Genomic DNA, 25,145 nt, shown 5'->3' with positions numbered 1-25,145 from the left:
CTCCTTTGCTCCTGTCTCCTCTACTCCTGTCTCCTTTACTCCTGTCTCCTTCCCCCTACTCCCCCGGGAAGCGGCCGTGCTCGCGGATGTAGTCGGCGATCGTCCCCGCCGCCAGGATGTCTTGGACGAACCGGGGTGGCTGGCGTAGCGTGATTCTCCGGCCGTCCACCGTGATCTGGCCCCCAGCCGCGTCCAGCTCCACCTGATCGCCATCCTGCAGCTGCCGCACCGCCTCCTGGTCCTCGAAGAGAGGAATGCCCAGGTTGATCGCGTTGCGGAAAAAGATGCGAGCGAAGCTGTTCGCGATGATGCCGGCGATACCGCACTTCTTCAGCGCCAGCGGGGCGTACTCGCGCGAGGAGCCACACCCGAAGTTGTCTCCGGCTACGATGACGTCGCCCGGGCGCACTTCCCGAGAGAACTCCGGCCGGAACTCGATGAAGGCGAACCCAGGTAGTTCCGCCTCACTGGTCATGTAGGGCGAGTAGCGCCCCGGCACGATCTGGTCCGTGTCCACATCGTCGCCGAACTTCCATACCCTAGCCATCTGCACTCCTAGGTCCGGATCTCACTAATGAGGAGAGAAGGAGTGAAGGAGACAGGAGGGAAGGAGTGGAGGAGACAGGAGGGGAGGAGTGGAGGAGACAGGAGGGGAGGAGTAAAGGAGTGAAGGAGACAGGAGAACAGCACGGCCGGCTGGCGTAGCAGGCACGCCCACCAGGCACCCCGTGGCCGCACTCGTGGCCCATGCTCACCGCTCCGCACACCGCCCCAATCGCCGCTCACATGCAGGGCCGTCGCAACTCGCACTTCTCCTCCTATCTCCTCCGCTCCTGTCTCCTCCACTCCTTCCCTCCTTCCCTCCTACAAGTACTTCCTCGGATCAGCGATTTGGCCTTCCAGGGCAGTGGCCGCCGCCGTTAGCGGCGAACCCAGGTAGATGTCCGCCTGGGGTGAGCCCATCCTTCCCCGGAAGTTGCGATTGGCGGTGGAGAAGCAGGCCTCTCCCGCCGCCAGCACGCCCTGATGTCGGCCGATGCAGGGGCCGCAGCCGGGGGTGCTTATGGTGGCGCCGGCATCGAGCAGAGCGCCCAGGCTGCCGTCGGCGATAGCGTCTCGCAGCGTCTGGTCCGATGCCGGGATGACGATCATGCGCACGTGCCGCGCTATCCGCTTGCCCTTCAGGATGCGGGCCGCCGCATGAATGTCCTCCAGCCGACCATTGGTGCAGGTGCCCAGGAACACCTGGTCAATACGGGTGCCCAGCACCTCGGTTACGTCGCTCACGTTGTCCACATCGTCCGGTGAGGCCACTTGAGGCGCCAGGGCCGACAGGTCTATCTCTTCGGTCTGCACGTAACGGGCATCGTCGTCAGGGTAGAGCCAGTCCGGCAGGCCCAGCTGCGCCAGGCTGTCCCGCGGGAAGGCGATCATACCGGCCTTTGCCCCCAACTCCGTGGTCATGGAGCAGAGGGTGATGCGGGAGGCCAGGCTCAGGCCCTGGGCACCGTGGAACTCCACCGAACGGTAGGTAGCCCCATCTATCCCCAGTCGGCCGATTAGGTGCAGGATGGCGTCCTTGGACATTACCCCGTCGGGCATACTTCCGACGAGGTTCACCCGGATAGACTCGGGCACCTTGAGCCAGATCTTGCCGGTGGCGAAGGCCAGGGCAATGTCGGTCGCCCCCATGCCCGTACCGAAGGCCCCGATGGCGCCATACGCGGTCGAGTGAGAGTCCGACCCAAGCACTACCTCGCCGGGCCGTGCCAGGCCCTTCTCGATCATGAGCTGATGGCAGATGCCGGAGCCGACGTCGTAGAACTGCCGGATGCCCTGCTCGGCCGCGAAGCGCCGCACCTCCGCCTGCCCTTCGGCTGTGGAGAGGTTGCAGGCGGGGGCAACGTGATCCACGAACAGCGCTATCCGCCCTGGGTCAGCCACCCGCGGCACCCGGAACTCCTCCTTCATGGCCTTGATGACGCTGGGGGCGATACTGTCCACGCTCATGGCCATGCCCACATTGACCACCGTGAGGTCACCCGCCCGCACTTCCCGGCCGGCCGCCCGTCCGATGGTCTTCTCCGCCAGAGTGAAGCCCCTACTCAACACCATCCTCCTCAGGGGAGTCTTGCAGAAGCCGGCCCCCGTTCTCCACCCACTGCCGCAGTAGGTGATCCACGTCGCCCAGGTGCAGCGGCCTGGTATCGGCCAGGGCCTTGATGTGCGCCGTTATCGCCTTGACTTCGTCGTCGCTGAGGTCGAGGCCCAGCTGCTCGGCCCGATCCTTGACCGCATTCCAGCCAGTTAGCCGGTGGGCGATGGAGATATAGCGGGTCATGCCGAAGTCCTGCGGGTTCAGGATTTCGTACGTCTCTGGCCGGTTGAGTACGGCCTTGGCGTGGATGCCAGCCTTGTGGGTGAAGGCGGTGATGCCGGTGATGTAGTTGTTGAAAGGCACAGCGATGCCCACGAACTCGGCCACCATGCGGTCCAGGTCGCGAAGCATCTCCAGCCGGTACTTCCGCTTCACGAGCTCCCGGTCCAGCGAGTACATGCGAGCCACGAAGCCACCGAGAGGAGTAATGCCGTTACGCTCGCCAATCCCGAGTACACTGGTGTCGATGTGGGTAGCGCCAGCGTCGAGGGCGGCGAAGCTGTTGGCGATGGCGCACCCAGTATCGTTGTGAGCGTGGAACTCGATGTCGGCGTACACCACGTCCCGCAGAGTGCTGACCAGACGGTGCACTTGCATGGGCGTAGCCACACCTACGGTATCCGCCAATCCGATCCTGTTCACGCCGATCTGGTCTACGGCGCTGTAGATGTGGAACAGATCCTTCGAGTCACTGCGGAAGCTGTCCTCGGAGCTGAAGCGGACCTCCAGCCCCTGATCCTTGATGAAAGAGACCACCTCGATGGCAGCATCGGTGATCTCCTGGATGCTCTTGCCGTGGCTGTACTGCCGGAGCAGCGCCGAGGTGCCAAATACGACGTCTATCCCGTCCACGCCGCTCTCGACCGCTAACCGGGCGTCGCTCATGGCGCAGCGAATATGAGTCAGCACCTTGCACTTCAGCCCCAGCCTGGCCACGCGGCGACAGTCCTCAAAGCTCTGGGGGCTGGCAGCCGGCGAAGTGAGCTCGATGTACTCCACCCCGAACTCGCTCAGCGCCTGAGCGATCTGGACCTTCTGCTCGGGGGTGAAGTTGGCGCCTACGAACTGCTCCCCCTCGCGCAGGGTGGACTCGATGATGGCGAAGTCGTTCAGCGGCATACATGACCTCCATGCCGTAGGTGGCAGAACGGCTCGCCATCGAGCACCCCCGGACCGCCGGCGGTCCCGCAATGGGCAAACGAAAGCGGCCAGCACTTACCGTCCGGTTTGGCTGGCCGCATGCTGCAGACAGGCAATAGGCCTATCCAGACCGGCGGTCTGGCTCCTCGGCCTTCTTCACGCGCTTGGCAGCGCCCGTTGCCTGCACCAATCGCCTACCCATATGGTGTAACATCGCGGAACTGAGGCCAAGTCTAGCATGAACGCCCAAGGGGGGCAAGCGCGTCGGCAGGCAGGGCGAGTAGTGAGACCTACCGCTCGGGCACGCTCAGCCTACCGACCCTGATCTGTTACCATCAGTTGACAATGTGCGTCACTGCGTGGTGTAATGTGGGCCGAGCTTTGGGGTTCCCCGCACAACAGCGACAGGAGAGAGAAGTATGGCCGACAGCGTGTTGACCCGACGTTCGTTCCTTCGCACGGCCGGAGTAGCCACTACAGCAGCAGCGGTAGCCGCGTGCGGCTCCCGCCCCGCCCCCACAGCGACCCCGGAACCCACTGCGCCTCCTGCTCAGGCAACTCAACCTCCCGAGGCCACCACAGCGCCCGAAGCCACCGCCGCGCCAGAAGCGACGGCTGCCCCGGCCTCCAAGTACACCGAGGCTCCCAGCCTGGCCGCGAGAGTGGCCGCGGGCGAGCTACCCCCGGTGGAGGAGCGCCTGCCCAAGGAGCCCGTCATCGTCGAGCCCTACGAGGAGATCGGTCAGTACTCGGACGACCTGCACCGCGTGCTCACCGGCCCTGCCGACCTCACCGGGCATCGGATCCTGCTGTACGAGGCCTTCACCCGCTGGGACTACCACGGCGAGGAGCTCAAGGCCATCCCCAACATAGCCAAGGGATGGGACGTCACCGACGATGGTCGCACCTACACCTTCTACCTGCGCGAGGGCATGAGGTGGTCTGACGGTGAGCCCTTCACCGCCGACGACATCATGTTCTGGTACCAGGACATGGCCCTCAACAAGGAGCTCATGCCCACCTTCCCCGCCTGGCTGGTGGTGGGAGGTGAGCCGGTGGTAATCGAGAAGGTGGACGACTACACCGTCACCTTCAAGTTCGCTGCTCCCTACGGCATCCTCATCGAGTTCTTGGCCTTCCAGGGACCGGGAATCATCGCCCCCAAGCACTACTTGTCCCAGTTCCATCCCAACTACGCCGATGCCGACGAGTTGGCCGCCAAGATCAAGGAGGCCGGGTTCGAGCACTGGTACGAGCTGTTCGCCAACCGCAACGACACCATGAACAACCCCGATTGCCCGGTCCTCTGGGCCTGGAAGGTGGAGACTCCCTTCCCCGCCCAGCGCATGACCAGCGTCCGCAACCCTTACTACTGGAAGGTGGACACCGCCGGGCAGCAGCTGCCCTACTTCGAGCGAGTAGTGGTTGATCTAGCCGAGAACAACGAAGTGATCATGATGAAGACCATCGCCGGCGAAGTAGACTACCAGTACCGGCACATGGGCTTCGCCAACTACTCGCTCCTCACCGAGAACGCCGAGGCCGGCGGCTATGAGGTGCGGCACTGGATCGGTGGCCCCTTCCCCTGCGTCTACGTCAACCAGAGCTGGCCCGATGATCCAGTGCGGGCGATCTTCCAGACCAAGGAATTCCGCCACGCCCTGTCTTACGGCCTGAACCGGGAAGAGATGAACGACCTCTTCTGGTTCAGCCTGGCCACGCCCGGCAACCCGGTGGGCAGCACCCGTGACCCCTTCTACAAAGAGGGCTACGGCACCACCGCCATCGAGTACGACCCGGACCGGGCCAACGAGCTCCTGGACAGCATCGGACTGGACCAGCGGGACGACGACGGCTTCCGGCTGCGGCCAGATGGTGAACGCCTGCAGCTCTTGCTGGAGTGCTATCCCAGCGAGATGGGTGTGCCGGTCATAGACATCTTCAGCCAGGTGGCCAGCTACTGGCAGCAGCTGGGCATAGACGCTCAGGCCCGGGAGATCGAGCGCTCCTTGTGGAGCCAGCGCGCCCTTGCCAACGAGAGCATGATGCCCTCGTACGACATCGCCAAGATCCTCTGGATCCTCGACCCAGTGTGGTTCGTTCCCTACGGCAGCTGCTACTGGGCTCCGGCCTATGCTCAGTGGGCCCTCAACCCCGAGGCGGGGATGGAGCCGCCGGATGAGATCAAGGAGATCATCGACTGGTACAACCAGCTCAAGCAGGAGCCGGACGAGGCCAAGCGGTTGGAGCTGGGCCGCAAGATCCTGGATCGGCATAACGAAAACGTCTACATCATCGGCACCTGCTCGATAGACATCCAGCCGATGATCGTAAAGAACGGCATCGTCAACGCCCCGGTGGCGGCTCCGGCGGAGTACCGCACCTACCACGAGGGCATCGGCTGGCCGTTCCAACTCTGGCGCCGCCAGTGATAGCCTGAGCCTCACGAGGGCCGTGCACGACGAGCGGCACGGCCCTCGACTCATTATGCCGGATGGGGAAGCGGGCGCCATGATACTGGACGTTCATGCGCACGTCGGGGTGACCTGGCCCGAGGAGGGAGTCCGACCCACGGTGGCCGACGCCATCGGTATGATGGATCGGGCCGGCGTGGACATGGCCTGCACCTCGGCCAGTCGCTACCTGCGCTGCGATATGAGGGAGGGGAACCGGGTCACCCTCGAGGTGGTCCGGGCCTACCCCGATCGGCTCATCGGGTTCGTGATCCTGAGCCCGCGCCATGTCGAGGAGTCGCTGACGGAGGCAGATCGCTACCTGGGCCATGAGGGCTTCAGAGGCATCAAGGTGCATCGCTCCCACAATAACGTTGCCTACGATGACTCCCGCTACGACCCCATCTATGCCAAGGGCGAGGAGTACGGAGTCCCCGTGTTGGCTCACACTTTTTCCCCGGCCGAGGTGCAGCAGGTAGTGGCTGCCGCCCGCCGTCATCCGCGGGTCAGCTTCATCGTAGGCCATTCCGGCGGCTACGCCTGGGCCGACTGCCTGGCGGACGCGGCTTCCGTCCCCAACACCTACCTCGACATCTGCGCTTCCTGCGCCGACGTGGGCCGCATTGAAGCTTTCGTCGCCGCCGTGGGGCCCGAACGCGTGCTCTACGGCACCGACAATCCGTTCCTGGAGCCCTCCCACTGCCTGGCTCAGGTTCGGGCCGCCGACCTGACGGAGCTCGAACGCGATCTGATACTGGGCGCGAACGCGGCCAGACTCGTGGGGATCGGCCGATGACTGCCTTCGATGCCAACCTGGTCCTGGGTCAGTTGGGATGGCGTCCCGTCGGGGTGGATTCAGCCGAGCAGATGCTCCGCAGCATGGATCGGTTCGGCATCGAGCGGGGTCTGGTCTCTCACCTAACCGCGTGCATGCACGAGCCGGAAGCAGGGAACCGGGCCTTGTTCGATGCCGTGGCCGGGCACGCGAAGCGTCTCCTGCCCGTCCCCGTGGTGGACCTGAACGATGGGGGTCGATGGCGAGCCAGGGTCGAGGAATGGACGGAACTGGGGGTGCGGGCCGTCCGTATCGCCCCCGCCTTCTACCGCAACCGACTGGACGGCGACGAGGCCAGTGCCCTAGCCGAGGCAGCACTGGCGCGTGGCTGGCCCGTGGTCGTGGCGCTCAACACCGCCCGCGGTGTACCCTGGGCCGGCGGCCAGCCGAACCAGGCCCTGGAGCTGGCTCAGAGGTTCCCCGAGCTCAAGGTACTGATGGTGGGCGCCAACCGGAGCCAGTGGTACGAGATCATCGCCGCTCTGCGGAGAGCACCGAACCTGTACCTGGAACTCTCCAACCTGGAGACTGGGCTAGCACTGGAACAACTGGTGCAAACGGGCTTCGGCCCTCGCGTGCTGAATGGCAGCAATTATGGTATATCTTATGCTAACGTATGTATGGAGAGGATCCGCTGCGCCAGCGTAGACGACCGCGTGAAGCACGCCGTCCTGTGCGGTAACGCTCTGTCGTTACTGGGCGAGCCCGACAGCCCTTAGCGCGAGCTAGACCCTGACGGAGGGGAGTGGATGCTACGGTATATCCTGCGTCGGTTCGTTTTCATGATTCCGACCCTGCTGGCGATCTCGGTCGTGACTTTCGTCATCATTCAGTTGCCACCAGGCGACTGGTTGACCTCGTACATCGCTCGCCTGAGCAGCACGGGAGAGACGGTAGATCAGGCCACCATCGAGTCGCTCAAGGTGCGCTACGGCCTCGGCCAGCCGATCTACCTGCAGTACGCCAAGTGGATGCGCAACCTGCTTCGAGGTGACTTCGGTCAGTCGTTCGAATGGAACAAACCGGTCATAGACCTGCTCATGGAGCCGATGGCTCTCACCTTCGTCATTTCCTTCTTAGCTCTCATCATCCACTGGATCACTGCTTTTCCCATCGGCGTATACTCGGCGGTGAAGCAGTACAGCGTAGGGGATTACCTGTTCACCGGCATGGCCTTCCTAGGGGCCGCTATTCCTCAGTTCCTGGTGGCGCTGGTCCTCATGTGGTTTGTCTTCGTAAAGACGGGCACCAACATCACGGGGCTGTTTTCGCCTGAGTACCGCGAGGCAGCCTGGAGCCTGGGTAAGGTGGTGGACCTGCTCAAGCATGCAGTGTTGCCCGTACTGATTCTGGGATTGCTAGGAAGCGCTGGACTCATCCGCACCATGCGGGCCATGATGTTGGACGAGCTACACAAGCCATACGTGGTGACCGCGCGGGCCAAAGGCCTCAAAGAGAACCGCGTCATCATCAAGTACCCGGTCCGGGTAGCGCTCAACCCCTTCGTCAGCACCGTGGGCTGGTCGCTCCCGGGGCTCATCTCGGGTACCACCATCATCTCCATCGTGCTCGGCCTTCCCACCACTGGCCCCATCCTGCTCCACTCGCTCATGAGCCAGGACATGTACCTGGCGGGCAGCTTCCTGATGCTTCTGAGCTTCCTGACAGTCCTGGGAACCCTGATATCCGACGTCTTGCTGGCCTGGCTCGATCCGCGTATCCGGCTCAGCGATTAGCCTGGGAAGATATATCGAGAGGGTGGATGATGACCCAAGCTGGTGTGGCCACCACCGAGTGGCAGGAGGCACCGGATCGCGAGGAGACGGCGAGCGTGTTCGTGGCCTCGCAGTGGAAGCTCATGTACTGGCGCTTCCGCAAGCACAAGCTGGCCGTGTTCAGCGTGATTGTGCTGTCAGTTCTGTACACGGTCGCCATATTCGCTGACTTCTTCGCGCCTTACGACCACAACAAGCAAAACACCAAGTTGCTCTTCGTGCCGCCACGGACCATCCATTTCCGAGACACCGAGGGCAACTTCAGTCTCCGTCCGTTCGTCTACGGGCTGGAGCAACACGTAGACTCGCGCACCCTTACCAAGACCTATACCGACGACACGAGCGTCAAGCACTACATCCAGTTCTTCGTGCACGGCGATCCCTACAGTATGTTCGGGCTCATCGAGAGCGACCTGCACCTCTTCGGCTTGGAAGGCGGCGAGCGATCGTTGTTCCTGATCGGTAGCGACCGTATGGGCAGGGACATGCTCTCTCGCATCATTCACGGAGGTCGCATCTCTCTGTCGGTGGGCTTCGTGGGCATAATCATCTCTCTGGTGTTGGGGGTGCTGATCGGCGGGGCCTCGGGCTACTACGGCGGCGTAGTGGATACCATCGTCCAGCGCGTGATCGAGTTCCTCCGCTCTATACCTGAGATACCGCTGTGGATGGCGCTGGCGGCCGCCCTGCCCGTGTACTGGTCGCCCGTGAAGATCTACTTCTCCATCCTGGTCATACTGTCCTTCATTCACTGGACCGGTCTGGCGAGGGTGGTGCGCGGTCGCTTCCTCTCTCTGCGCGAGGAGGACTTCGTAGTCGCGGCCCGCATCTCGGGCGCCTCGGAGTTTCGCATCATCGTGCGGCATCTGGTGCCCTCGTTTCTCAGCTACCTGATCGCCAACCTCACGCTTGCCATTCCCGGCATGATCCTCGGGGAGACTTCGCTCAGCTTCCTGGGGGTGGGCATGCGGCCGCCGGCGGTCAGCTGGGGGGTGATCTTGAACGAGGCGCAGAAGCTGCGCGTGGTTGCGCAGGCCCCCTGGCTCCTGTTGCCGGGCGCCTTCGTCGTTATCGCGGTGCTGGGCTTCAACTTCGTGGGCGACGGCCTGCGCGACGCCGCCGACCCGTACGCGCGGTAGGCTCGGCGAGCGCACCAGCCGCCGGGCGGTAGCCTAGCGTAGGAGCCGGGGCGCACTCTGTGCGCCCCGGCTCCTACGTGTACATGCCCAACTCCGTCTGCCACTGGAGAAACCGCACTACGTCGTTGCGGCTTACCATCCCGGCCAGGCGGCCGTTCTCCACCACGGGCAACTGATGGAGATCCCTGAGGGCCAGTCGCTCCAGAATCAGGTTGCCGTCGTCCTCCGGGCGCACCACCTGCAGCTCCGAGGCCGGCGTCATGATCTCCCCCACGGAGGTGCTGTCCCAGCGGGAGGTCTCCACCTGGCTCACGTCATGCGGGCAGACGATCCCCAGCAGCTGACCATCGCCCAGGACCGGGTAGGCGTGCTGGTACCGGCGGACCACGTAGTCCTCCACCAGCTGCCTCACGCTCAGATCAGGGCTCACGCTGACGTAGTCCTGGCTCATGATCTGCCTGGCGGAGATGTCGCCCATCACCTCGCGCACCACGATCTGCCGGAAGCTGGACACGGAGGCGTTCCGAAGCAGCCAGCCCGACGAAGTCACCCACAGCCCAGTGAGCCAGTCTCCCCGGAAGACGCGGAAGGCCCCCAGCACCACCAGCAGGAAGGCCAGAGTCTGCCCGGCCCAGGCGGCAGCCCTGCCCGCGGCCCGGAAGTCGCCCCCTATCGTCCACCAGGCCAACCGGAGCAGCCTTCCCCCGTCGAGGGGCAGCCCCGGCAGGAGGTTGAACCCGGCGACGAAGGCGACCGCCCACCCTACGTAGTAGAAGACGGCAGCCAGAAACCCGGTATAGGGCAGTAGGAGGCGCCACCCCAGAGCCAACAGCCCCGCCTGCGCCAGCGACGTCACGGGCCCGGCGAGGGCCACCGCCAGCTCGGCGCCTCGGTTGAGGGGTGGATCCACCGCTTGGGAGGCACGGCCAAAGAAGAACAGCGTGACTCGATCCGTCTCCTCGCCCAGTCCCCGTGCCAGGAGGGCGTGGGCTAACTCGTGGACGAGCACCGACAGGAACAGAAGGCCGGCCGCGAGCGAACCGCCTAGCCAGCGCTGCCAGACAGGCCATCCCGGGTGATCGCGGGGAAGATATCCGGCGGCCAGCGTCCATGCGAAGAGGACCAGGATCAGGGGCCAGCTCGAGTCCACGTACACGAGGGTGCCGAGGAACCGCCCGAGCATCCACGACCGCGTGCCCATCGAGTCTCTGATGATGGAGGCAGGGCTGACGGCGCTCGGGCGGCTACTCCTGTTCTCGTGCACCCCTCGATTATAGTGAGCGGTCCGCTGCGCTACAACCGATTTGGTCTACCTCATGCCTGAAGCCCTCACCAGTACGAGGCCAGCTCGTCCTTGAGGTAGGCGTAGCTGATGGCAGCGCTCTTGTAGCCGCTGACCCGCGGCCGATCCAACTCCACGCAGAGCACCCCCTCGTAGCCCGCCTGCTTCAATTCCTCGGCCACGGCCACGAAGTTGATCACCCCACGGCCTAGCTCGCGGAAAGTGTCGTACCAGGGGGTGCCCTCCGGGGCCAGTGGCTGCACGTCTTTCACGTGCATGTAGCCCACCCGCGGGCCGTACTGCCGGGCCAGCTGGACCGGGTCCATCCCCCCCAGGACGGCGTGAGCGGTGTCGATGGTGAGGCCGAGGACCGACTCGGGCACCTGCGCCATCACGTAGTCGAGTTCGTTCTGGCGTTCGACGTTGGTGGCGTAGTGCGGATGCAGGCAGAAGCGGATGCCGTAGCGGTTGCCCAACTCGCCCAGTCTGGCGGCCTGCTCGGCGGTCCGGGCCAGCACCGGCTCCGTGACGCCCTCCTTCGCTCTCGCTCCCGCCTGAAGGTTCATCACCTTCGGGCCACGGCCTTGGAGGAATCGGAGGTAGCGCTCGGCGTGGGCGTAGTCCTTCTCGAAGTCGCCAGAGAGGTGGAAGTAGCCGCAGACGAAGTCCACCCCGTATCGGCTGAGGAGGGCATCGAAGTCATCAGGGCTGTCCTCGTAGAGGGTCACGATGGAGGCGATGTTCTCCACCGCCCGGTAGCCGATGTCCGATACCTCCTTGACCCCTTGCTCGAACTGCTCCCGGCTGTTGATGCCCCAGGTCCAGACGTTGATGCCGGCTCTCATTGCATCGCTCCTTGGGAACGAGGATGGTAGTGACCGCTGGGGAGGGGCGAGTGGTTAGTGGGGAGTGGTGCCACAGACTCGGGCATGCACTCGCCACTCACTACTCCCCACTCACCAACCAAAGATGCGCTCGGCGTTGCGGTGCAGGATGTTGTGACGGTCCTCGTCGCTGATATGAGCGCAGAGGACGCAGCCGATGCCGTACTGGGGGTCGAACCAGGGAAGGTCCTCCCCGTAGAGCACCTTCTCCGAACCCACTTCCCGCACCATGCGCTCGACGATCCCGTTGGCGTGGTAGGCGGCACACAGCTCCAGGTAGACGTTGTCGTGCTTGCGGGCTACTTCCAGGGCCAGGTCCCACTGGCCGTAGCCGGAGTGCCCCATGAGGAAGGTTGCCCGCGGGTACTTCTCTGCCACTTCGGACCAGAGGGCGGGGCCGTCGTAGGGGCTGTGACCCCAGGTGTGCATGAGGACGGGCAGACCGCGCTCGTGGGCATACTCCAGCGCCGGGGCATATCTCGGGCTGTTGATGGGGTGTCGGTGGTAGTCCGACAGCAACTTGAGCCCGACGAAGCCGGTAGAGCGGTCGAGCTCCGCCAGCGACTGGGCCAGCATCTCCGGGTAGTTGGGGTTGATGCACCAATACCCGGCGAAGCGGTCCGGATGCGCAGCCATGACCTGAGCCAGAAGGGCGTGGCCGCGGGCCGGCTCGACGAGGCCGGCGTGAGGAGCGCAGATGGCCCGCACCACGCCGGCCCGGTCCATCATCTTGAGCATGCTGGCGGCCTCGCCCCGCTCCGGGAAGTAGATGCCCATGTAGGGCCCATAGTGAGCGTGAGCGCTGATCACGGGGCAGTCTTCCGCCTTGCCGTGAGCCAGGTACTGCTGCCACAGCCGGGATGGGTTGCTCACAGCTTCACCTCCTGCAGGAGCCGACTGAGGTTGCCGGCGCCAATCAGCTCCTTGTCCCTGGATCCGATGTCCGCGTTGACCAGGTTGAGTACCGGCCCGCCCATGGGCACCTCCGGATAGTGAGTGCCGAAGAGCAGGCGGTCGGGACCGTACTTGCGGCAGAAGTCCTCCAGCCCGCGGCCTTGCTCGTAAGTAGAGATGTCCAGGTACAGGTTCCGGTAGCGCTCGATCAGCGGTCGGAAGTAGCGGTCCTGCCCCCACACGGACTGGTCGGTAGCCACCAGGGTGAGACGGGGGAACTGGGAGAGCAAGTCATCCACCGTCTGCCAGCCCAAGTGGCCGGCGGCGTGGCCTCCGGGGCCGGGGAGAGCCTCGGTGAGGGGAAAGAAGAGAGGGATGGAACGCTCGATCAGCACCTCGAAGACGGGCCCGAAAGTGGTGGCATTGAGGAGGTACTTGTTGCGGGCCGGGAAGGCCCACAGGGCCCTCACCTCGGCCTCGCCCATCCGAGCGATGAACGCGTCCACCGTCGGCGCCTGCTCCTCCGTCTGGGGCGGCAGGAGCACCCAGGCTGGATGCAGGCGAGGGTGGTCGCGCGTCTGTTCCAGCACCAGGTCGTTGCCCACCAGGGGCGAGTCGCAGCGCTGGGCGGCGCAGGTAACGAGGGCCTCGGCGACGCTGCAGAAGTCCATCTCGGCAATGAGGTCGGCCGGGGTGGCGGCGTACTGGAGTGGGGGCACGTCGAGGAGGCCGTACGAAGCGTTGCAGTCAAAGAGGTGCATGTAGGGCGCCTCCTTTTGGGGGTGTGGGATCAGGTTAGCCCTTGAGGGCTCCGACGGTCAAGCCCTCGATGAAGTAGCGCTGGAGGAAGGAGAACGCTGCCACCAGCGGCACCACGCTCACTACCGCGGCAGCGCTGGTGGCGCCATAGTTCACCTGGAACTCGGTGCGTAGGAGAGCCAAGCCTAGGGGCAGCGTATACAGACGCTTTGAATTCACGATGACAAGCGGCCAGATGAGCGAGTTCCAGCTGCCTGTGAAAGACAGGATAGCCAGGGTTGCCAGGCCGGGCTTGGCCAGGGGCAGTATGATGCGCACGAAGACACCAACCTCAGAAGCGCCATCAATGAGGGCCGCCTGCTCCAGCTCCGACGGCAACGTCTCTATGAACTGGCGTAGCAGGAACACGCCCATCGCCCCACCGACACTGGGGAGTATCAGGCCGCCATAGGAGTTCACCAGCCCGAGAGCATTCGTCACGAGGAAAGCTGGAACCAGCATCAGAGCGCCGGGTATCATGAGAGTTGCAAGTAAAATGGAGAATAGCAGACCCTTACCGTAGAAATCCTTCTTGGCGAAGGTATACCCGGCCATCGAGCAGACCAGGAGAGTACCCAGAGTCGAAGCGGTGGCCACGACGGTGCTGTTCAGGAACCAGCGTCCAAAGGGCATGGTACTGAAGATGCTGCGGAAGTTCTCCAGAGTCGGCTGGTCTGGAATGATCTTGGGCGGTATCGAGACCAGGGTATAGGTCTCCTTGAAGGCAGTTCCGAATATAAACAAGTAGGGGCCGATCATGAACACCACGAGCAGACCCAGAAGGGAGTAAACCACAACGACTCGTGGGGCCATCCGCAATGGGCGGACCCACGCCGGTTCCCTTCGCCTCGCGGCTATGGGGTCAGGCATACTCGACCTCCTTCCCGAGCACTGCCATCTGCACGTAAGAGATCGGGGCAATGATGAGGAGCAGCACAACTCCCATGGCCGCGGCGAGCCCCAACTGGCTGTAGCGGAAAGCGTGGTTGTAGATATACCAGACCATGGTCGCGGTCGAGTGCATCGGGCCACCCTGAGTGAGCACGAAGACTGTGTCGAAAAGCTGGAACGCCCAGATGGTCCCCATCACCACCGAGAAGAGTATGACCGGACGCATGAGCGGGATGGTGACTCTGGTCGCCACCTGCCAGGAGGTGGCGCCATCAATGGTAGCCGCCTCCTTCAGCTCCTTAGGGATGCCCATCAGCGAGGCAATGAAGAGTATGACATGGAAGCCGATGCCTCTCCACCATTCGATGAGGGCGATCGAGAGAAGAGCGAGCTGCGGATTGGACAAGAAGAGCACGTCACCCAACCCCAGCGCGGAGAGAACATAGCTGAAGACGCCGAAGCGAGGCGCGAGTATGTAGCTCCAGATCTGGGCGGCAGCGGCGGGCGCTGCAAGGATCGGGAAGTAGACCAGGGCGCGGAAGAAGTCACGGCCTCGTACTACCCGGTTGGTTATCAGGAAGGCCAGGCCGAGAGAAGAGCTCACTGCGACCGGGACGATGATGGCGACATATTTGACTGTATTGAACAACACGGTCCGGGTGATGGTGTCCCTTGGTAGCTGCATGAAGTTGCTGAGGCCGACAAACGTCTTGGGCCCGGTCAGCAGACCCTGCTGCAGAGCCAGCCACAAGGCCCAGAAGAAAGGGACGGCCGTGAAGGTGATGAACAGGGCAAAGAACGGACTCAGGAAAGCGTAGGCTACCAGGTTGCGCCTCAGCGCAGTGGTGCTTCCGTGCCTCGCCCGGCCCGGCCTGAGCCGCAGGCGAGGGGTGGTTACGCTTTCACCCTGAGCCGTCGAGGCATTCACAGGATGCACCTCTACTGAGCACTCGCATGACGAACGCCGCATGACGACCACTAAGGCCGGACCGGCACCGCACATCCAGCAACCCTTGGCTGTGCGGTGCCGTGTCCGGACCGCGCCACTAGGCGGCGCGATACTCCGCTAGTATGTCATTGACCTTCTGAGTGCACTCCTTCATGGCTGCCTCCGCTGTCATCTCGCCCAGCTGGATGGCCTCAGTGTAGGTCGTTATGACATCCCAGAACTTGAACACCCACTCCGTATAGGGCCAGAAGAAGTGGAATCGCCGCCCTTCCTCAGCGACAGCCAGTACGGGATCTTCCTCGAACACGTAGACTGTCTTGGCTGCAGTGCTGAAGCCTAGGCACCCGATCCAGGACTTGAGCGCATCTGGAGTGACCAGCCACTCAAGCAGCGTCCAGGACTCTGGGACGTGCCGCGATGCCTGAGCGATGGCAAGCATGCCCACGCCACCATAGGCCGCCCTACCGTTTGGCTCAGGGGCAGGACCCTTCGGGACAAAGGCAGCCCCAAGCGGGAAGTCCGGCTTCTCTGCACGAATGGAGTTGGCCGTCGGGCTCTGAGCGGTGATCATGCCGATGAACCCATCACGGAAGTAGCCAGTCGTGCCCGGTTCCTGGCCCGCAATGGCCGCTGGCTGGGAGACTTCGTACTTGAACAGCAGATCGGCCATGAACTGGAACCCGGCTATAGACTCCTCAGAATCGGCGATACACTCGGTCAGGTCCTCGTTGAACCAGGCTCCTCCCCAGCGGATGCCCCACTGCCCGACCTCATGATAGCTTCTGGGGCCACAGGAGTAGCCGTAGATGTCATCCCCCAGCTCGGTGATCTTCTGGGCGGCGACGAGGAAATCGTCCATGGTATCCGGTGGGGTCTCGGGATCGAGTCCAGCTTGTTCGAAGAGGTCTTTGTTGTAGAACATACAGGACCCGCCCTCGATCCAGGGCATGGCATAGGTCTTCCCCTCAAACTCAGCGCACGTCCAGGAGAGATCGAGCATGTAGCCCTTGTCGAAGCCAGACTGAGCCATCAGATCATCAAGGGGCAAGATGTTCCCGGCTTTGACGAAGGTGGGGAACGACTCCGTCTGGTAGCTGACGTCGGGCGGTTGGCCGGCGGCGAAGGCCGAGGTGAACTTCTCGTTGTAGCCACTCCAAGGTACTTCCTGAAACTCCACCTTGATGTTCGGGTACTCGGCCATGAACTTCTCGAGCGTGGGCCCGGCGCACTGCACGGTCTCATCTCCTGCCGCTTTGTGCGGGCCCTTCCACATCTGGAGTGTGACGACCTCGCCCACTGCGGCTGGCGCCGTGGTGGCTGCTGCCTCGGCCGGGACTTGGGTCGCCGCCGGTGCCTCGCCTGCCGGCGCGCCCGCGCAGGCGGCAAGGACCCCAGACGCAACGGCGGCGCCACCCAGAGCGCCCATCCTCACCAGAAACGCACGTCGGGATATGCTTACGGCCATCTTCCCCCTCCTACATCTGGCGACGGAACTGTCGCCCCTGGGCTGCCGGCCTCCAAGCCAGGCAGCGTCGTCGGCTGCCAACACCACCCAATGCCAAGGATCGCACTCTCACAGGAGCGCCGCGGCCACCTTCCGCACGGCGAGCAGCGTCTCCTCGGCGTCCTGCTCGGTCAGCATGGGGCTGATGTTGAGGTGCACTGCTCGTCCCAGCCACTCAAGTGTCTGCGGGCACATGTCCTCCGAGTACTCCACCCGACCCGTGTAGAAGGGACAGGTGAAAGGGCAACCGGTCGCGGTCGCCGTCCGCTTGTTCAGGATGTGGCTCCAATGACGGTAGATGTGCCAATCCGGCACGCCAGCGTCGTACATGGAGCCGGCCGAGACGCCCTCGGCGCGTAGCGCCTCAGCCACCAGCTTCGCCTTCTCTCCATCCTCCACGAAGAAGATGAGGCACACGGCGGCGTCGCCCTCCGGGTCGTGGAGCCGGCGCAACTGCACGCCCCGCAGCTCGGCCATCCCCTCGCGTATGATGCGCTTGTTGCGCCGCATCAGTCCGAGCAGCTGCTCCAGGCGCCCCAACTGTACCAGTGCCAGAGCTCCGGCAAGTTCGCTCATCCGGTAGTTCGTGCCCCCGGTGTAGGGCTCAACCGCCCCGTCCCCCTGCCTGCGCCAGGCGCCGGCCGCGTCGTGGAACATCCGTGCCCGGTCGTAGAGCCGCTTGTCGTCGGTGAGCACCACGCCCCCCTCGCCGGAGGTGATGATCTTGTGGTACTGCAGGCTGAAACAACCCACATCGCCAAAGGTGCCCAGCCGCTTGCCCCCATAGCTGGCCCCGTCGCTTTGGGCCACGTCCTCGATGACCAGCAGGTCGTGGCGCTGGGCCAGGGACATGATGGCGTCCATGTCGCAAGGGGCGCCCCGCATGTGAACCGGCATGATCGCCTTGGTGTGCGGTGTGATCTTGCGTTCGAGATCGACCGGGTCCATCGTCAGCGAGTCATCGACCTCGGCGATGACCGGGATGGCATTGGCCGCGATCACGGCAGCGGCGCTGGCGATGAAGGTGTAAGCTGGAACGATCACTTCGTCGCCGGGCCCGACCCCCAGAGCCACCAGGGCCGTATGCAGAGCCCCGGTGCCCGAGCTTACGCCAAGGGCATAAGTCGAATCCATGTGGCTGGCGAAAGCCTTCTCGAACGCAGCCACCTTCGATGGTGCCCGGGTGGGCCCGTAGTATCGGAACAGATTCCTGCTCTCAAGGACTTCCAGAACAGCCTGCTTCTCCTCCTCGCCGATCTCCATTCCTCCGGGGAACATCGGCGGGTCGGTGCGACTGCGGGCCGGTTGACCACCGTAGAGAGCAAGGGAAGACCGCACCGCGGCTCCGCGCATGTCCTCATCTCCTGGTCCGGTGAGTTGCAGGAAGCAACACTTCCGCTAAGATGGATGCGAGTTGTCACACGATCAGAGCACCAGTAACCATATTCATCTCCTGCGGGCACTGCAAGGCCCCAGGTGACATAGTGGTGTCTCCGGGTGACACGTGAGTGTCACCGGTGTGCCAAATGCAGGCGGCGCCATGACTAGCGGTGGGATCCCCCCAGACTTCGTGCAGCAGGTGCGCGACGTCCTAACGCACCTGTACGACACGGCCCACCTTCAGCGGCACCCGCTGGTAGCTCATCTGGTTCCCGCGGACCTCGGCGAGCCACGCGCCCGGGCCCAGTACTTGCGCGAGACGGTCATCCAGTGCATCGGCGCCCTCAGGCCGCCTGCCGGGGTCTCGCCCCATCATCCTGCCTATCGTCCCTACAACATCCTCCGCGGTAAGTACGTCGAGGGAAGCACCAGTGAGGAGCTGCAGGCGAGGCTGGCTATCGGCCGGCGCCAGCTCTTCCGCGAGCAGCGAAAGGCCATAGAGAGCATCGCGAGCGTTCTGTGGGAGAAGCGCCTGCATCAGCCTCGATCCAGCCCGGCCAACCACGCCGAGGTCCTCAGGGACGAGCTGGAGCAGTTCGGCCTGCAGGACCAGATCCTGGCGTTGGAGAGCATCCTCCGGGAGGCGATCGGGGCCGTGTCCAACCTGGCGGCCAGCCGAGGCGTCCGTATCAGTCTGGAAGTCCGGGAGAGCCCGGAAGCCATCGCCGACGAAGCTATCTCCCGTCAGCTGCTGATCAGCCTGATGGCTTCGCTGGTACAGCAGAACAACCACTCCGACATCGAGGTGGAGCTCACGTCGGACGGGCGCTGGGCGCTGCTGAGCTTTAGAGCAGATGCCGCCGGCGCCGGCAGCATGGAGACGCTTCTGCTCACGCCGGGGCGCCTGGCACACCACCTCGGCGGGCAGCTCACGGTGGAGTCCAACGACGCCGGCTTCCTGGTGCAACTGCGTCTGCCCAGTGTTGAGGAAGAGACGGTCGCCATCGTGGACGACAACCCCCGGACTCTGAGGCTTTTCGAGCGCTTTCTCGAACCCTATCACTATCGGCCGGTGCTCATCCGAGACAGCACCGCAGCGCTTTCCGAGATTCGGTCGCTTCAGCCCGAGGCAGTCATCCTCGACATCATGATGCGCGATGTAGACGGTTGGGCTATACTCCAGTCCCTGCGCACCGACCCCGGCACACGAGACATCCCCGTGCTGGTGTGTTCCGTCCTCAACGATGCCGAACTGGCCCATTCGCTGGGCGCCAGCGCATACATCCGCAAGCCGGTCAGCCAGGGCGAACTGGTGCGGGCTCTGGACCGGGTCCGCCAGGCTCGAGGTGCCGGGCCGGGAAGGCCTGACACACCGCGGCGAGCCAGCGGGTGATCTCGTTGGCGGTGAAGTGCGTCCCGCGACGCACTCTCACCTGCCCTGAACCCAGGCTGGCCATGTCTTGGGCGAAGCTGCGGGCGGTGATGGCGATCACCGGCACTTCCAGGCCGCCCGGCCGTTGGCGCAGCTCCCGCAGCACCCCTAGTCCGTCCACGCCCGGCAGGATCAAGTCCAGCAGCACAACGTCCGGCTCTCTATCGAGCAATCGGATGGCCTCGGTCCCGTCGAAGGCCAGGTCAATCTCCAGGTCTGGCTTCGGAGCCTGTAGGGCGCGCTGTGCCAGTCTTCCCACCCCCGGGTCGTCATCCACTACCAGCAGGCGACGGGCGGTGGGCGCTACCTGGTCCAGGCTGTCGAGCAGCTGCCGGGTGCCGAATGGTTTCATCAGGCAGCCGGCGAAGCCCTGGGCTGCAGCCAGGCTCTGCTCCAGAGGCCAGGAGCAGGTGATCACCGGTAGGCTCAAGTCCCGTACCTCGCCTGCCAGCTCCTCCTCCAGATCGTTGTCCACGCCCGAAGGAAGGACGATCGCATCGGCCTTGACCCGCCGGGCCACAGCCGCCAGCTCGTCGTCCCGCGCCTCTACCACTTCGGTGTCCGGCAGATAGCGAGCGAGCAGTCGGGGAAACTCCGGAGGCCGGGCCAGGATCACCAGGCGGTGCGCCGCCCGAGGCTTCGATGCCGGGTAGCGCCAGTTGCGTGGCAGAAGGCTTGCCTGTGCCTGGGGCGTGGCACGATCTGGGAGAGGGATGGTGAAGTGGAAGGTGCTGCCTTCACCCACCCGGCTTTCCGCCCATATCTGACCCCCATGCAAGTGGACGAACTGCCGGCACAGAGCCAGCCCCAGCCCGGTGCCGCCGTACTTGCGCCTCAGCGTGCCGTCCACCTGGTGGAACTCCTCGAATATCTCCTGTAGCTGGTCCTCCGGCATGCCGATCCCGGTGTCGGCAACGGCCACCTCGATGTCATTCTCACGAAGCCGGGCCTCCACCGTGATGCTCCCCCTCTCGGTGAAGCGCGCCGCATTGTTGAGCAGGTTGAGCAGGATCTGGCGCATTCGCGTGGGGTCGGCGTAAACGGCCGGCAGGCCATCCGGCAGGTCAAGGTGCAGGGTGACCTCGCCGTCGCGAAGCAGGCTCCTGGCTGTCTCCACGGTCTCACGGATGAGGGGCGCCAGGACGATTCGCTCCTTGCTCACGGGGAGCCGAGCGGCTTCTATCTGGGAGAGATCCAGGACATCGTCGATCAGGTGCAGCAGGTGGGTCGCGCTCTCGTAGATCTCGGCCACGTCCCCTCGCAGTTCCGGTGACCAGGTGACCCCAGCGTAGTTGTCGGGCGACATGTGCATCATCTGCGAGAAGCCCACGATGAGGTGTAGCGGAGTGCGCAGCTCATGGCTGATGTTGGCGGCAAACTGAGCCTTCATCTGGCGCGCCCGCTCTGCCTCCTCCCGCGCCTCCGCCAGGTCATAGGTGGTACGCTTGAGCAAGAGGTTCGCGTCCGCCAGGTCCTTCAGGGTGCGGTTGAGCTTGCCGCGCTGCACCTGGAGTTCCCGGGTGGTGCGCCAGGACTCCTCGTAACCCTGCAGCGCCCACCGCAGCACGGAGCGAAGGTTGCGTGAGGTGAGCCAGGAGGCGGTAGCATTGGCCCAGTAGAGGGCCAGAGCGCCACCGAGGACGGGCACGGACCACCGGCCGGGCTCAAGCCAGGCGACGCCGACCAGCAACGCGCTACTTACCGCCGCAGTCACGAAGGTGGCGGCCTGCCCAGGGATCAGTGTGGCGCCGCTGATGGCCACCAGAGCGACGAAGGGAGCTGCCGGGAACCTGCTGACCAGCAAGGCCACGGCGCCCAGCGCCACGCCCCCACCAACGAAAAGGAGCCGTCGTACCCCGAGAGGGCGCCGCAGCACCAGCACCAGCGTTCCCAGGAGGGCGGTGCCTAGCGGCAGGATCAGGGGCTGCAGCACCACGCGGGGATGGGCTGCCATCAGCTCCACCAGGGACCAAATGTAGCCGGCCGACACGGTCACCCAGCCGATGGTGTCCAGAGCCGACTGCTGCAACTCGGCCAGCTCTCCGGCCCAGTTCGCCCTCTGAAGCGGGTAGACGCGATTGGGCTCGAACTCCTTGTAGACCATGCGTCAGCACCTCCGCCTGGCGCTACCTGACGATTGGGGGGCGAGCGGTATCCTGGCGCCAGCCTCAGCCATCAAACGCCTAGACCGCCTGAGCCGAAGCGAGAGGGCCGGCTCGCCGCATGCCGCGGGACTACCCTGGCCGTCAGCGTCTCGTCTCCCCCAGCGCAGGCAGGCAATAGGAGCAGACCCAGACCGTCACTCCTCCGGCGGCGGAGGCGCCGGGCGGGTGAGCTTCTTGAGCCTTCTCTCGAACTGCCGACGGGGCAGCATGATCTTGTGGTCGCACTTCAGACAGCGCAGCCCGATGTCGGCCCCGATGCGGACTACGCGCCAGTCGTAGCTGCCACAAGGATGGGGCTTGCGCAGAGTAGCTATGTCGTCCGGTCTCACGTCTACGGGCACCTGGTCAACCTCCACAGCTGACACAACTGCACCCTACATAGTGAGGACGCACCCGCCTCCTCTGCCGCGCCGGCCAGACCAAGACCTGAGCCTTGCCCAGGCGCTCGCCGGTGCTAGAATGAGCCAGATCGCACGCCGGTCCGCCGGCAGGAGGCGCAAGCACTGGAGACACGAGATCTGGCCAATCGGATCGTGGACGCTCTCTCCGATCATTTCGGGGAAGACATTCTGATGCTGGACATACGAGAAGCTTCCCCGATCGCCGACTACTTCATCATCACCAACGCCACGAGCGAGCGGCAGCTCCAAGCCCTGGTGGAAGCGGTCACCGACCTCAAGGATGACAACGGGCGCTCCCCCAGGGTGGAGGGCGACACCACCTCCGGCTGGGTGTTGGTGGACCACGGCCCTGTGGTCACCCATATATTCTCCGCCGAGAAGCGTCAGTTCTACCGGCTAGAGGAAGTGTGGCAGTCGGCCCGAGTGGTGGTCAGGCTGCAGTAGCCTCTACCCTACCGCCTGCGCCCTGGGATACACCCATACATCGTCCGCCCGACGGTACTCACAGATCTCCTCGTCCCGGAAGAAGAGGGCGACTTCCTTCCGAGCGCTTTCCAGCGAGTCCGACCCGTGGACCAGGTTGCGCTCCATGTCCATGGCGTAATCGGCACGAATTGTGCCCGGCGCAGCCTTGACCGGGTCGGTAGCGCCCATGACCAGACGTACCGTATCCACGGCGCGGTCGCCGGCCACAACCATAGCCACCACAGGGCCCGACGTGATGTAGCGGATCAGCTTCTCGAAGAACGGCTTCCCTTCGTGGACGGCGTAATGACGCCGCGCCAGCTCCTCGTCAATACAGAGCATCTTGACGGCCAGGAGCCGCAAGCCCCGCCTCTCGAAACGCCCGATGATCTCGCCGACGAGTCCCCTCTGTACGGCGTCGGGCTTGGCCAGTACCAGCGTCCTTTCCATTGAGCCTCCACAACATCGTGGCAGTCGGAATAGGCAGTCGGAATAGAACGCTGATGACGCTGATCCCCGCTGATCCCCCCAGACTATCTCTTTCCGCTCAGCGGGGATCGGCGTGGTATCAGCGTCATCAGCGTTCTATGCTTTCGAGCCGGCGAAGCACCCGGTTGTAGGCGTCCATAGCCGCCCGGTAGTGGCCGGCCCGGACGTGAGCGTCACCCAGAAGCTCGGTAGCGTCAAGGCTGTCAGTGTCGGCCACGATGATCGTGAGCGCCTGGATGACGTCCTCGATGCTCTCCTCAGCCTCCACCAGGGGCCGATACGCTTCCAGGGCAGCCGCCACCCCTTTGCGCTTGTACGTGACCCAGGCTTCGCTCAGAGCTGCCGCCAAGGATTCGGGGGCAGGTGGAGCCTGCGTGGCACGCAGCTCCTGCAGCCACGAATCGTCGCTTGCAGGAGTACCCGACTCTGGGACCACATCCCGCTGTCGCGGAGCCGTCCTTCCGGACTCGGCCTCCACGCCGACCTCCGCGGCGAATTCCTCGACCTCCTGATCCTCGTCCTCGACGGCCTTCTGTCCTTCGGTCGGCTCCGGTTCCGGCTCCGGCATGAGCCAGTCGGGAAGCTCGAGGTCCGTCTCCTCTCCCTCCGCTACGGGCTCGCCCCTCCCGAGGAGGTAGTCGGGCACCTCCAGCACTGGATCGGTGGGGGGCAAGGGAGAGTCAGTGCCGAAGAGGCGCTCGGCGTACTCGCCCAGGGGGTCAAGCGCCACCGCCTGGTCCAGCAGTTCCTGGGCGTGCTGTTCCCTACCCTCGGATCGAGCCACAGCGGCAAGGATGAGCTGGGCCTTGATGCTGTCGGGCAGGTACTTGAGCACCGTCTCCGCCTGACCCTTGGCCTCGGCGGGTTTGCCCTCGCGCCAGAGTACCTCAGCCAGCCCCAGTCGGACGTCCATGCGGTTTGGCTCTTCCTCGAGCACGGCCTGATACTCGACTACCGCACGGGAAGGCATCTCGCTCCGCGCGTAGATGCGAGCCAGAGCAGCCCGGCTGACCTTAAGCTTGCCCGAGTCAGCCTGACCCTGGCGCTGATACAGCCGAACGAGCTCGTCCCGAACTTCCTCGCTGTTGGGGGCCAGTTCGCTCGCCCGTCGCAGATAGGAGACGGCCTGGTCAAGCGTGCCGCTCTGCTCCGCGATGAGCCCGAGCCCAGCGTAGGCCACGAAGTCCTCTGGATCGCGCTCGAGCACCGCCTCGAAAGCCGCCCGCGACTCGTCGGGCATGCCGTTCTCCCACAGCGCCTCCGCCAGCATACGGCTAGCCTGGATGCACTTGGGGTATGCGGCCAGGACGACACGGGCGATGGCGGCGCCGTCGTCGTACCGACGCTCTTCCACCGAGCGGCGTATTCGGTCTAGCAGGTCGGTCAGGGGCGCTCGTGCCATCGTGCCTCTCGAAGACGAATGAGATAGGCCAGAACCAACTGCGCCGTCTCTGGCCCGTTCGGCAGCGTGGCTCATTCTATGCCCGGCCTGGAGCCGAGGCAAGAGCAAAGGCCACCGCGGCGGCGGTGGCCTGCAGGTGGAGATGGCGGGAATCGAACCCGCGTCCAGAAGATTCGCCGGAAAACGTGCTACAGGCTTAGTCGGCCTTTGCAGTCTCGCCCGCTCCCGACCCGACCGACGGGATGGCCGCGCGCCAGCCGATTGGTCTTTCTGCCCCCTTATCGGCGTGGGGAGACAGGCACTCCGGTTTGTTTCATCGCCCCAGGGCCTGCTCCGGAGTGGCCGACCTTGGGGCCTAGCCGCACTGTGTGGCGGCTACAGCGCCAACCCCTACCGCTTACGCGGCGAGGGCCAGCGCCTGATTCTGATTCTGAGTGCCAGTTACTTGGCTTGCCCGTTTTGACGGAGACAGGCGCTCCGGCCTGCAGTTCGCCGACAGCCTCCCCTGTCGAGACCCTTCATCCCCGTTATGACGCCATTATACCACGGGCCCCCTCCACTGCCAAGAGAACTCAGGAAAAACGCAGGGCTTTTCAACCCTCCTATGGTTGGGTGAGGAGGGCGAGGCTGGCTTCAGGGTGGAGACGCAGGTGACGGATGGCGTCGGGGACAAGGGGGAAGCCTAGGGAGCGCAGGAGGTTGAGGGCCA

General features: G+C 64.3%; 22 protein-coding genes and 1 other RNA gene. 7 read left to right on the top strand and 16 right to left on the bottom strand.

What is annotated here, in order from left to right:
* Positions 1-55 precede the first annotated feature (55 nt).
* The 3 genes from HPY83_17050 to lysS all read right to left on the bottom strand — a co-directional run bounded on the left by HPY83_17050 (position 56) and on the right by lysS (position 3,277).
* The gene (locus HPY83_17050) at positions 56-547 is read right to left on the bottom strand and encodes a homoaconitate hydratase (protein NPV09653.1); all 492 of its coding nucleotides are present in this window, start codon (positions 545-547) and stop codon (positions 56-58) included.
* Positions 548-864: 317 nt separating this feature from the next.
* The gene (locus tag HPY83_17045) at positions 865-2,115 is read right to left on the bottom strand and encodes a 3-isopropylmalate dehydratase large subunit (GenBank protein ID NPV09652.1); all 1,251 of its coding nucleotides are present in this window, start codon (positions 2,113-2,115) and stop codon (positions 865-867) included.
* A complete protein-coding gene (lysS, locus tag HPY83_17040) occupies positions 2,102-3,277 on the bottom strand; it encodes a homocitrate synthase (protein NPV09651.1) in 1,176 nt (391 codons plus the stop codon). Before lysS ends, HPY83_17045 begins: the two co-directional genes overlap by 14 nt.
* Positions 3,278-3,717: 440 nt before the next feature.
* On the opposite strand from lysS, the gene HPY83_17035 reads away from it, so the two are divergent.
* From HPY83_17035 to HPY83_17015, 5 genes are all read left to right on the top strand, one after another.
* Positions 3,718-5,730: an ABC transporter substrate-binding protein gene (locus HPY83_17035; protein NPV09650.1), complete on the top strand. Its 2,013-nt coding sequence runs from the start codon at positions 3,718-3,720 to the stop codon at positions 5,728-5,730.
* A 79-nt stretch (positions 5,731-5,809) separates the two neighbouring features.
* Positions 5,810-6,547, top strand: coding sequence for an amidohydrolase (locus tag HPY83_17030; protein ID NPV09649.1), 738 nt, complete (start codon positions 5,810-5,812; stop codon positions 6,545-6,547).
* Positions 6,544-7,305: an amidohydrolase family protein gene (locus tag HPY83_17025; GenBank protein NPV09648.1), complete on the top strand. Its 762-nt coding sequence runs from the start codon at positions 6,544-6,546 to the stop codon at positions 7,303-7,305. The genes HPY83_17030 and HPY83_17025 overlap by 4 nt, the downstream gene beginning before the upstream one ends.
* A gap of 30 nt (positions 7,306-7,335) precedes the next feature.
* The gene (locus HPY83_17020) at positions 7,336-8,322 is read left to right on the top strand and encodes an ABC transporter permease (protein NPV09647.1); all 987 of its coding nucleotides are present in this window, start codon (positions 7,336-7,338) and stop codon (positions 8,320-8,322) included.
* A 29-nt stretch (positions 8,323-8,351) separates the two neighbouring features.
* Positions 8,352-9,500 (top strand): ABC transporter permease, encoded by a 1,149-nt coding sequence (locus HPY83_17015; protein ID NPV09646.1) that lies wholly within the window; start codon positions 8,352-8,354, stop codon positions 9,498-9,500.
* Between the two features lie 73 nt (positions 9,501-9,573).
* On the opposite strand, the gene HPY83_17010 is transcribed toward HPY83_17015, so the two are convergent.
* The 8 genes from HPY83_17010 to HPY83_16975 all read right to left on the bottom strand — a co-directional run bounded on the left by HPY83_17010 (position 9,574) and on the right by HPY83_16975 (position 18,040).
* Complete coding sequence (locus HPY83_17010) at positions 9,574-10,701, bottom strand: CBS domain-containing protein (protein NPV09645.1); 1,128 nt, start codon at positions 10,699-10,701, stop codon at positions 9,574-9,576.
* Between the two features lie 128 nt (positions 10,702-10,829).
* The gene (locus HPY83_17005; GenBank protein ID NPV09644.1) at positions 10,830-11,627 is read right to left on the bottom strand and encodes a sugar phosphate isomerase/epimerase; all 798 of its coding nucleotides are present in this window, start codon (positions 11,625-11,627) and stop codon (positions 10,830-10,832) included.
* A gap of 111 nt (positions 11,628-11,738) precedes the next feature.
* Positions 11,739-12,539 carry an amidohydrolase gene (locus tag HPY83_17000; protein NPV09643.1) on the bottom strand — a complete coding sequence of 267 codons (801 nt, stop codon included), beginning with the start codon at positions 12,537-12,539 and terminating at the stop codon, positions 11,739-11,741.
* Positions 12,536-13,321 carry an amidohydrolase family protein gene (locus HPY83_16995; protein NPV09642.1) on the bottom strand — a complete coding sequence of 262 codons (786 nt, stop codon included), beginning with the start codon at positions 13,319-13,321 and terminating at the stop codon, positions 12,536-12,538. The genes HPY83_17000 and HPY83_16995 overlap by 4 nt, the downstream gene beginning before the upstream one ends.
* A gap of 34 nt (positions 13,322-13,355) precedes the next feature.
* Entirely contained in the window at positions 13,356-14,228 is an 873-nt protein-coding gene (locus HPY83_16990) for a carbohydrate ABC transporter permease (protein ID NPV09641.1), read from the bottom strand.
* Positions 14,221-15,177 carry a sugar ABC transporter permease gene (locus HPY83_16985; GenBank protein ID NPV09640.1) on the bottom strand — a complete coding sequence of 319 codons (957 nt, stop codon included), beginning with the start codon at positions 15,175-15,177 and terminating at the stop codon, positions 14,221-14,223. Before HPY83_16985 ends, HPY83_16990 begins: the two co-directional genes overlap by 8 nt.
* Before the next feature lie 118 nt (positions 15,178-15,295).
* Positions 15,296-16,663 (bottom strand): sugar ABC transporter substrate-binding protein, encoded by a 1,368-nt coding sequence (locus HPY83_16980; protein NPV09639.1) that lies wholly within the window; start codon positions 16,661-16,663, stop codon positions 15,296-15,298.
* Between the two features lie 108 nt (positions 16,664-16,771).
* Complete coding sequence (locus HPY83_16975; protein ID NPV09638.1) at positions 16,772-18,040, bottom strand: DegT/DnrJ/EryC1/StrS family aminotransferase; 1,269 nt, start codon at positions 18,038-18,040, stop codon at positions 16,772-16,774.
* A gap of 202 nt (positions 18,041-18,242) precedes the next feature.
* On the opposite strand from HPY83_16975, the gene HPY83_16970 reads away from it, so the two are divergent.
* The gene (locus HPY83_16970; GenBank protein ID NPV09637.1) at positions 18,243-19,475 is read left to right on the top strand and encodes a hybrid sensor histidine kinase/response regulator; all 1,233 of its coding nucleotides are present in this window, start codon (positions 18,243-18,245) and stop codon (positions 19,473-19,475) included.
* Here the strand turns inward: HPY83_16970 and HPY83_16965 are convergent.
* Both HPY83_16965 and HPY83_16960 read right to left on the bottom strand, forming a co-directional pair.
* Positions 19,378-21,618, bottom strand: coding sequence for a hybrid sensor histidine kinase/response regulator (locus tag HPY83_16965; protein ID NPV09636.1), 2,241 nt, complete (start codon positions 21,616-21,618; stop codon positions 19,378-19,380). The genes HPY83_16970 and HPY83_16965 overlap by 98 nt on opposite strands.
* 195 nt (positions 21,619-21,813) lie before the next feature.
* Entirely contained in the window at positions 21,814-22,020 is a 207-nt protein-coding gene (locus tag HPY83_16960) for a DUF951 domain-containing protein (protein ID NPV09635.1), read from the bottom strand.
* Positions 22,021-22,212: 192 nt separating this feature from the next.
* Here HPY83_16960 and rsfS point away from each other — a divergent pair, with 192 nt between their 5' ends.
* Complete coding sequence (gene rsfS, locus HPY83_16955; protein NPV09634.1) at positions 22,213-22,524, top strand: ribosome silencing factor; 312 nt, start codon at positions 22,213-22,215, stop codon at positions 22,522-22,524.
* A gap of 3 nt (positions 22,525-22,527) precedes the next feature.
* On the opposite strand, the gene ndk is transcribed toward rsfS, so the two are convergent.
* The 3 genes from ndk to ssrA all read right to left on the bottom strand — a co-directional run bounded on the left by ndk (position 22,528) and on the right by ssrA (position 24,962).
* On the bottom strand, positions 22,528-22,995 hold the full coding sequence (gene ndk / locus HPY83_16950) for a nucleoside-diphosphate kinase (protein NPV09633.1): 468 nt from the start codon (positions 22,993-22,995) through the stop codon (positions 22,528-22,530).
* Between the two features lie 127 nt (positions 22,996-23,122).
* On the bottom strand, positions 23,123-24,436 hold the full coding sequence (locus HPY83_16945) for a tetratricopeptide repeat protein (protein NPV09632.1): 1,314 nt from the start codon (positions 24,434-24,436) through the stop codon (positions 23,123-23,125).
* 134 nt (positions 24,437-24,570) lie between these two features.
* Positions 24,571-24,962: a transfer-messenger RNA gene (ssrA, locus tag HPY83_16940) on the bottom strand.
* Positions 24,963-25,145: the final 183 nt, after the last annotated feature.

The organism is Anaerolineae bacterium (assembly GCA_013178015.1).
GTDB lineage: Bacteria > Chloroflexota > Anaerolineae > DRVO01 > DRVO01 > Ch71.
Note: the sequence above shows the minus strand (reverse complement) of the source record. Positions and strands in the feature narration are given on the sequence as shown.

Coding starts and splice junctions, on each gene's coding strand:
- HPY83_17050 (NPV09653.1), bottom strand. CDS start 547: ATGGCTAGGGTATGGAAGTTCGGCGACGATGTGGACACGGACCAGATC.
- HPY83_17045 (NPV09652.1), bottom strand. CDS start 2,115: ATGGTGTTGAGTAGGGGCTTCACTCTGGCGGAGAAGACCATCGGACGG.
- lysS (NPV09651.1), bottom strand. CDS start 3,277: ATGCCGCTGAACGACTTCGCCATCATCGAGTCCACCCTGCGCGAGGGG.
- HPY83_17035 (NPV09650.1), top strand. CDS start 3,718: ATGGCCGACAGCGTGTTGACCCGACGTTCGTTCCTTCGCACGGCCGGA.
- HPY83_17030 (NPV09649.1), top strand. CDS start 5,810: ATGATACTGGACGTTCATGCGCACGTCGGGGTGACCTGGCCCGAGGAG.
- HPY83_17025 (NPV09648.1), top strand. CDS start 6,544: ATGACTGCCTTCGATGCCAACCTGGTCCTGGGTCAGTTGGGATGGCGT.
- HPY83_17020 (NPV09647.1), top strand. CDS start 7,336: ATGCTACGGTATATCCTGCGTCGGTTCGTTTTCATGATTCCGACCCTG.
- HPY83_17015 (NPV09646.1), top strand. CDS start 8,352: ATGACCCAAGCTGGTGTGGCCACCACCGAGTGGCAGGAGGCACCGGAT.
- HPY83_17010 (NPV09645.1), bottom strand. CDS start 10,701: ATGGGCACGCGGTCGTGGATGCTCGGGCGGTTCCTCGGCACCCTCGTG.
- HPY83_17005 (NPV09644.1), bottom strand. CDS start 11,627: ATGAGAGCCGGCATCAACGTCTGGACCTGGGGCATCAACAGCCGGGAG.
- HPY83_16995 (NPV09642.1), bottom strand. CDS start 13,321: ATGCACCTCTTTGACTGCAACGCTTCGTACGGCCTCCTCGACGTGCCC.
- HPY83_16990 (NPV09641.1), bottom strand. CDS start 14,228: ATGCCTGACCCCATAGCCGCGAGGCGAAGGGAACCGGCGTGGGTCCGC.
- HPY83_16980 (NPV09639.1), bottom strand. CDS start 16,663: ATGGCCGTAAGCATATCCCGACGTGCGTTTCTGGTGAGGATGGGCGCT.
- HPY83_16970 (NPV09637.1), top strand. CDS start 18,243: ATGACTAGCGGTGGGATCCCCCCAGACTTCGTGCAGCAGGTGCGCGAC.
- HPY83_16965 (NPV09636.1), bottom strand. CDS start 21,618: ATGGTCTACAAGGAGTTCGAGCCCAATCGCGTCTACCCGCTTCAGAGG.
- ndk (NPV09633.1), bottom strand. CDS start 22,995: ATGGAAAGGACGCTGGTACTGGCCAAGCCCGACGCCGTACAGAGGGGA.
- HPY83_16945 (NPV09632.1), bottom strand. CDS start 24,436: ATGGCACGAGCGCCCCTGACCGACCTGCTAGACCGAATACGCCGCTCG.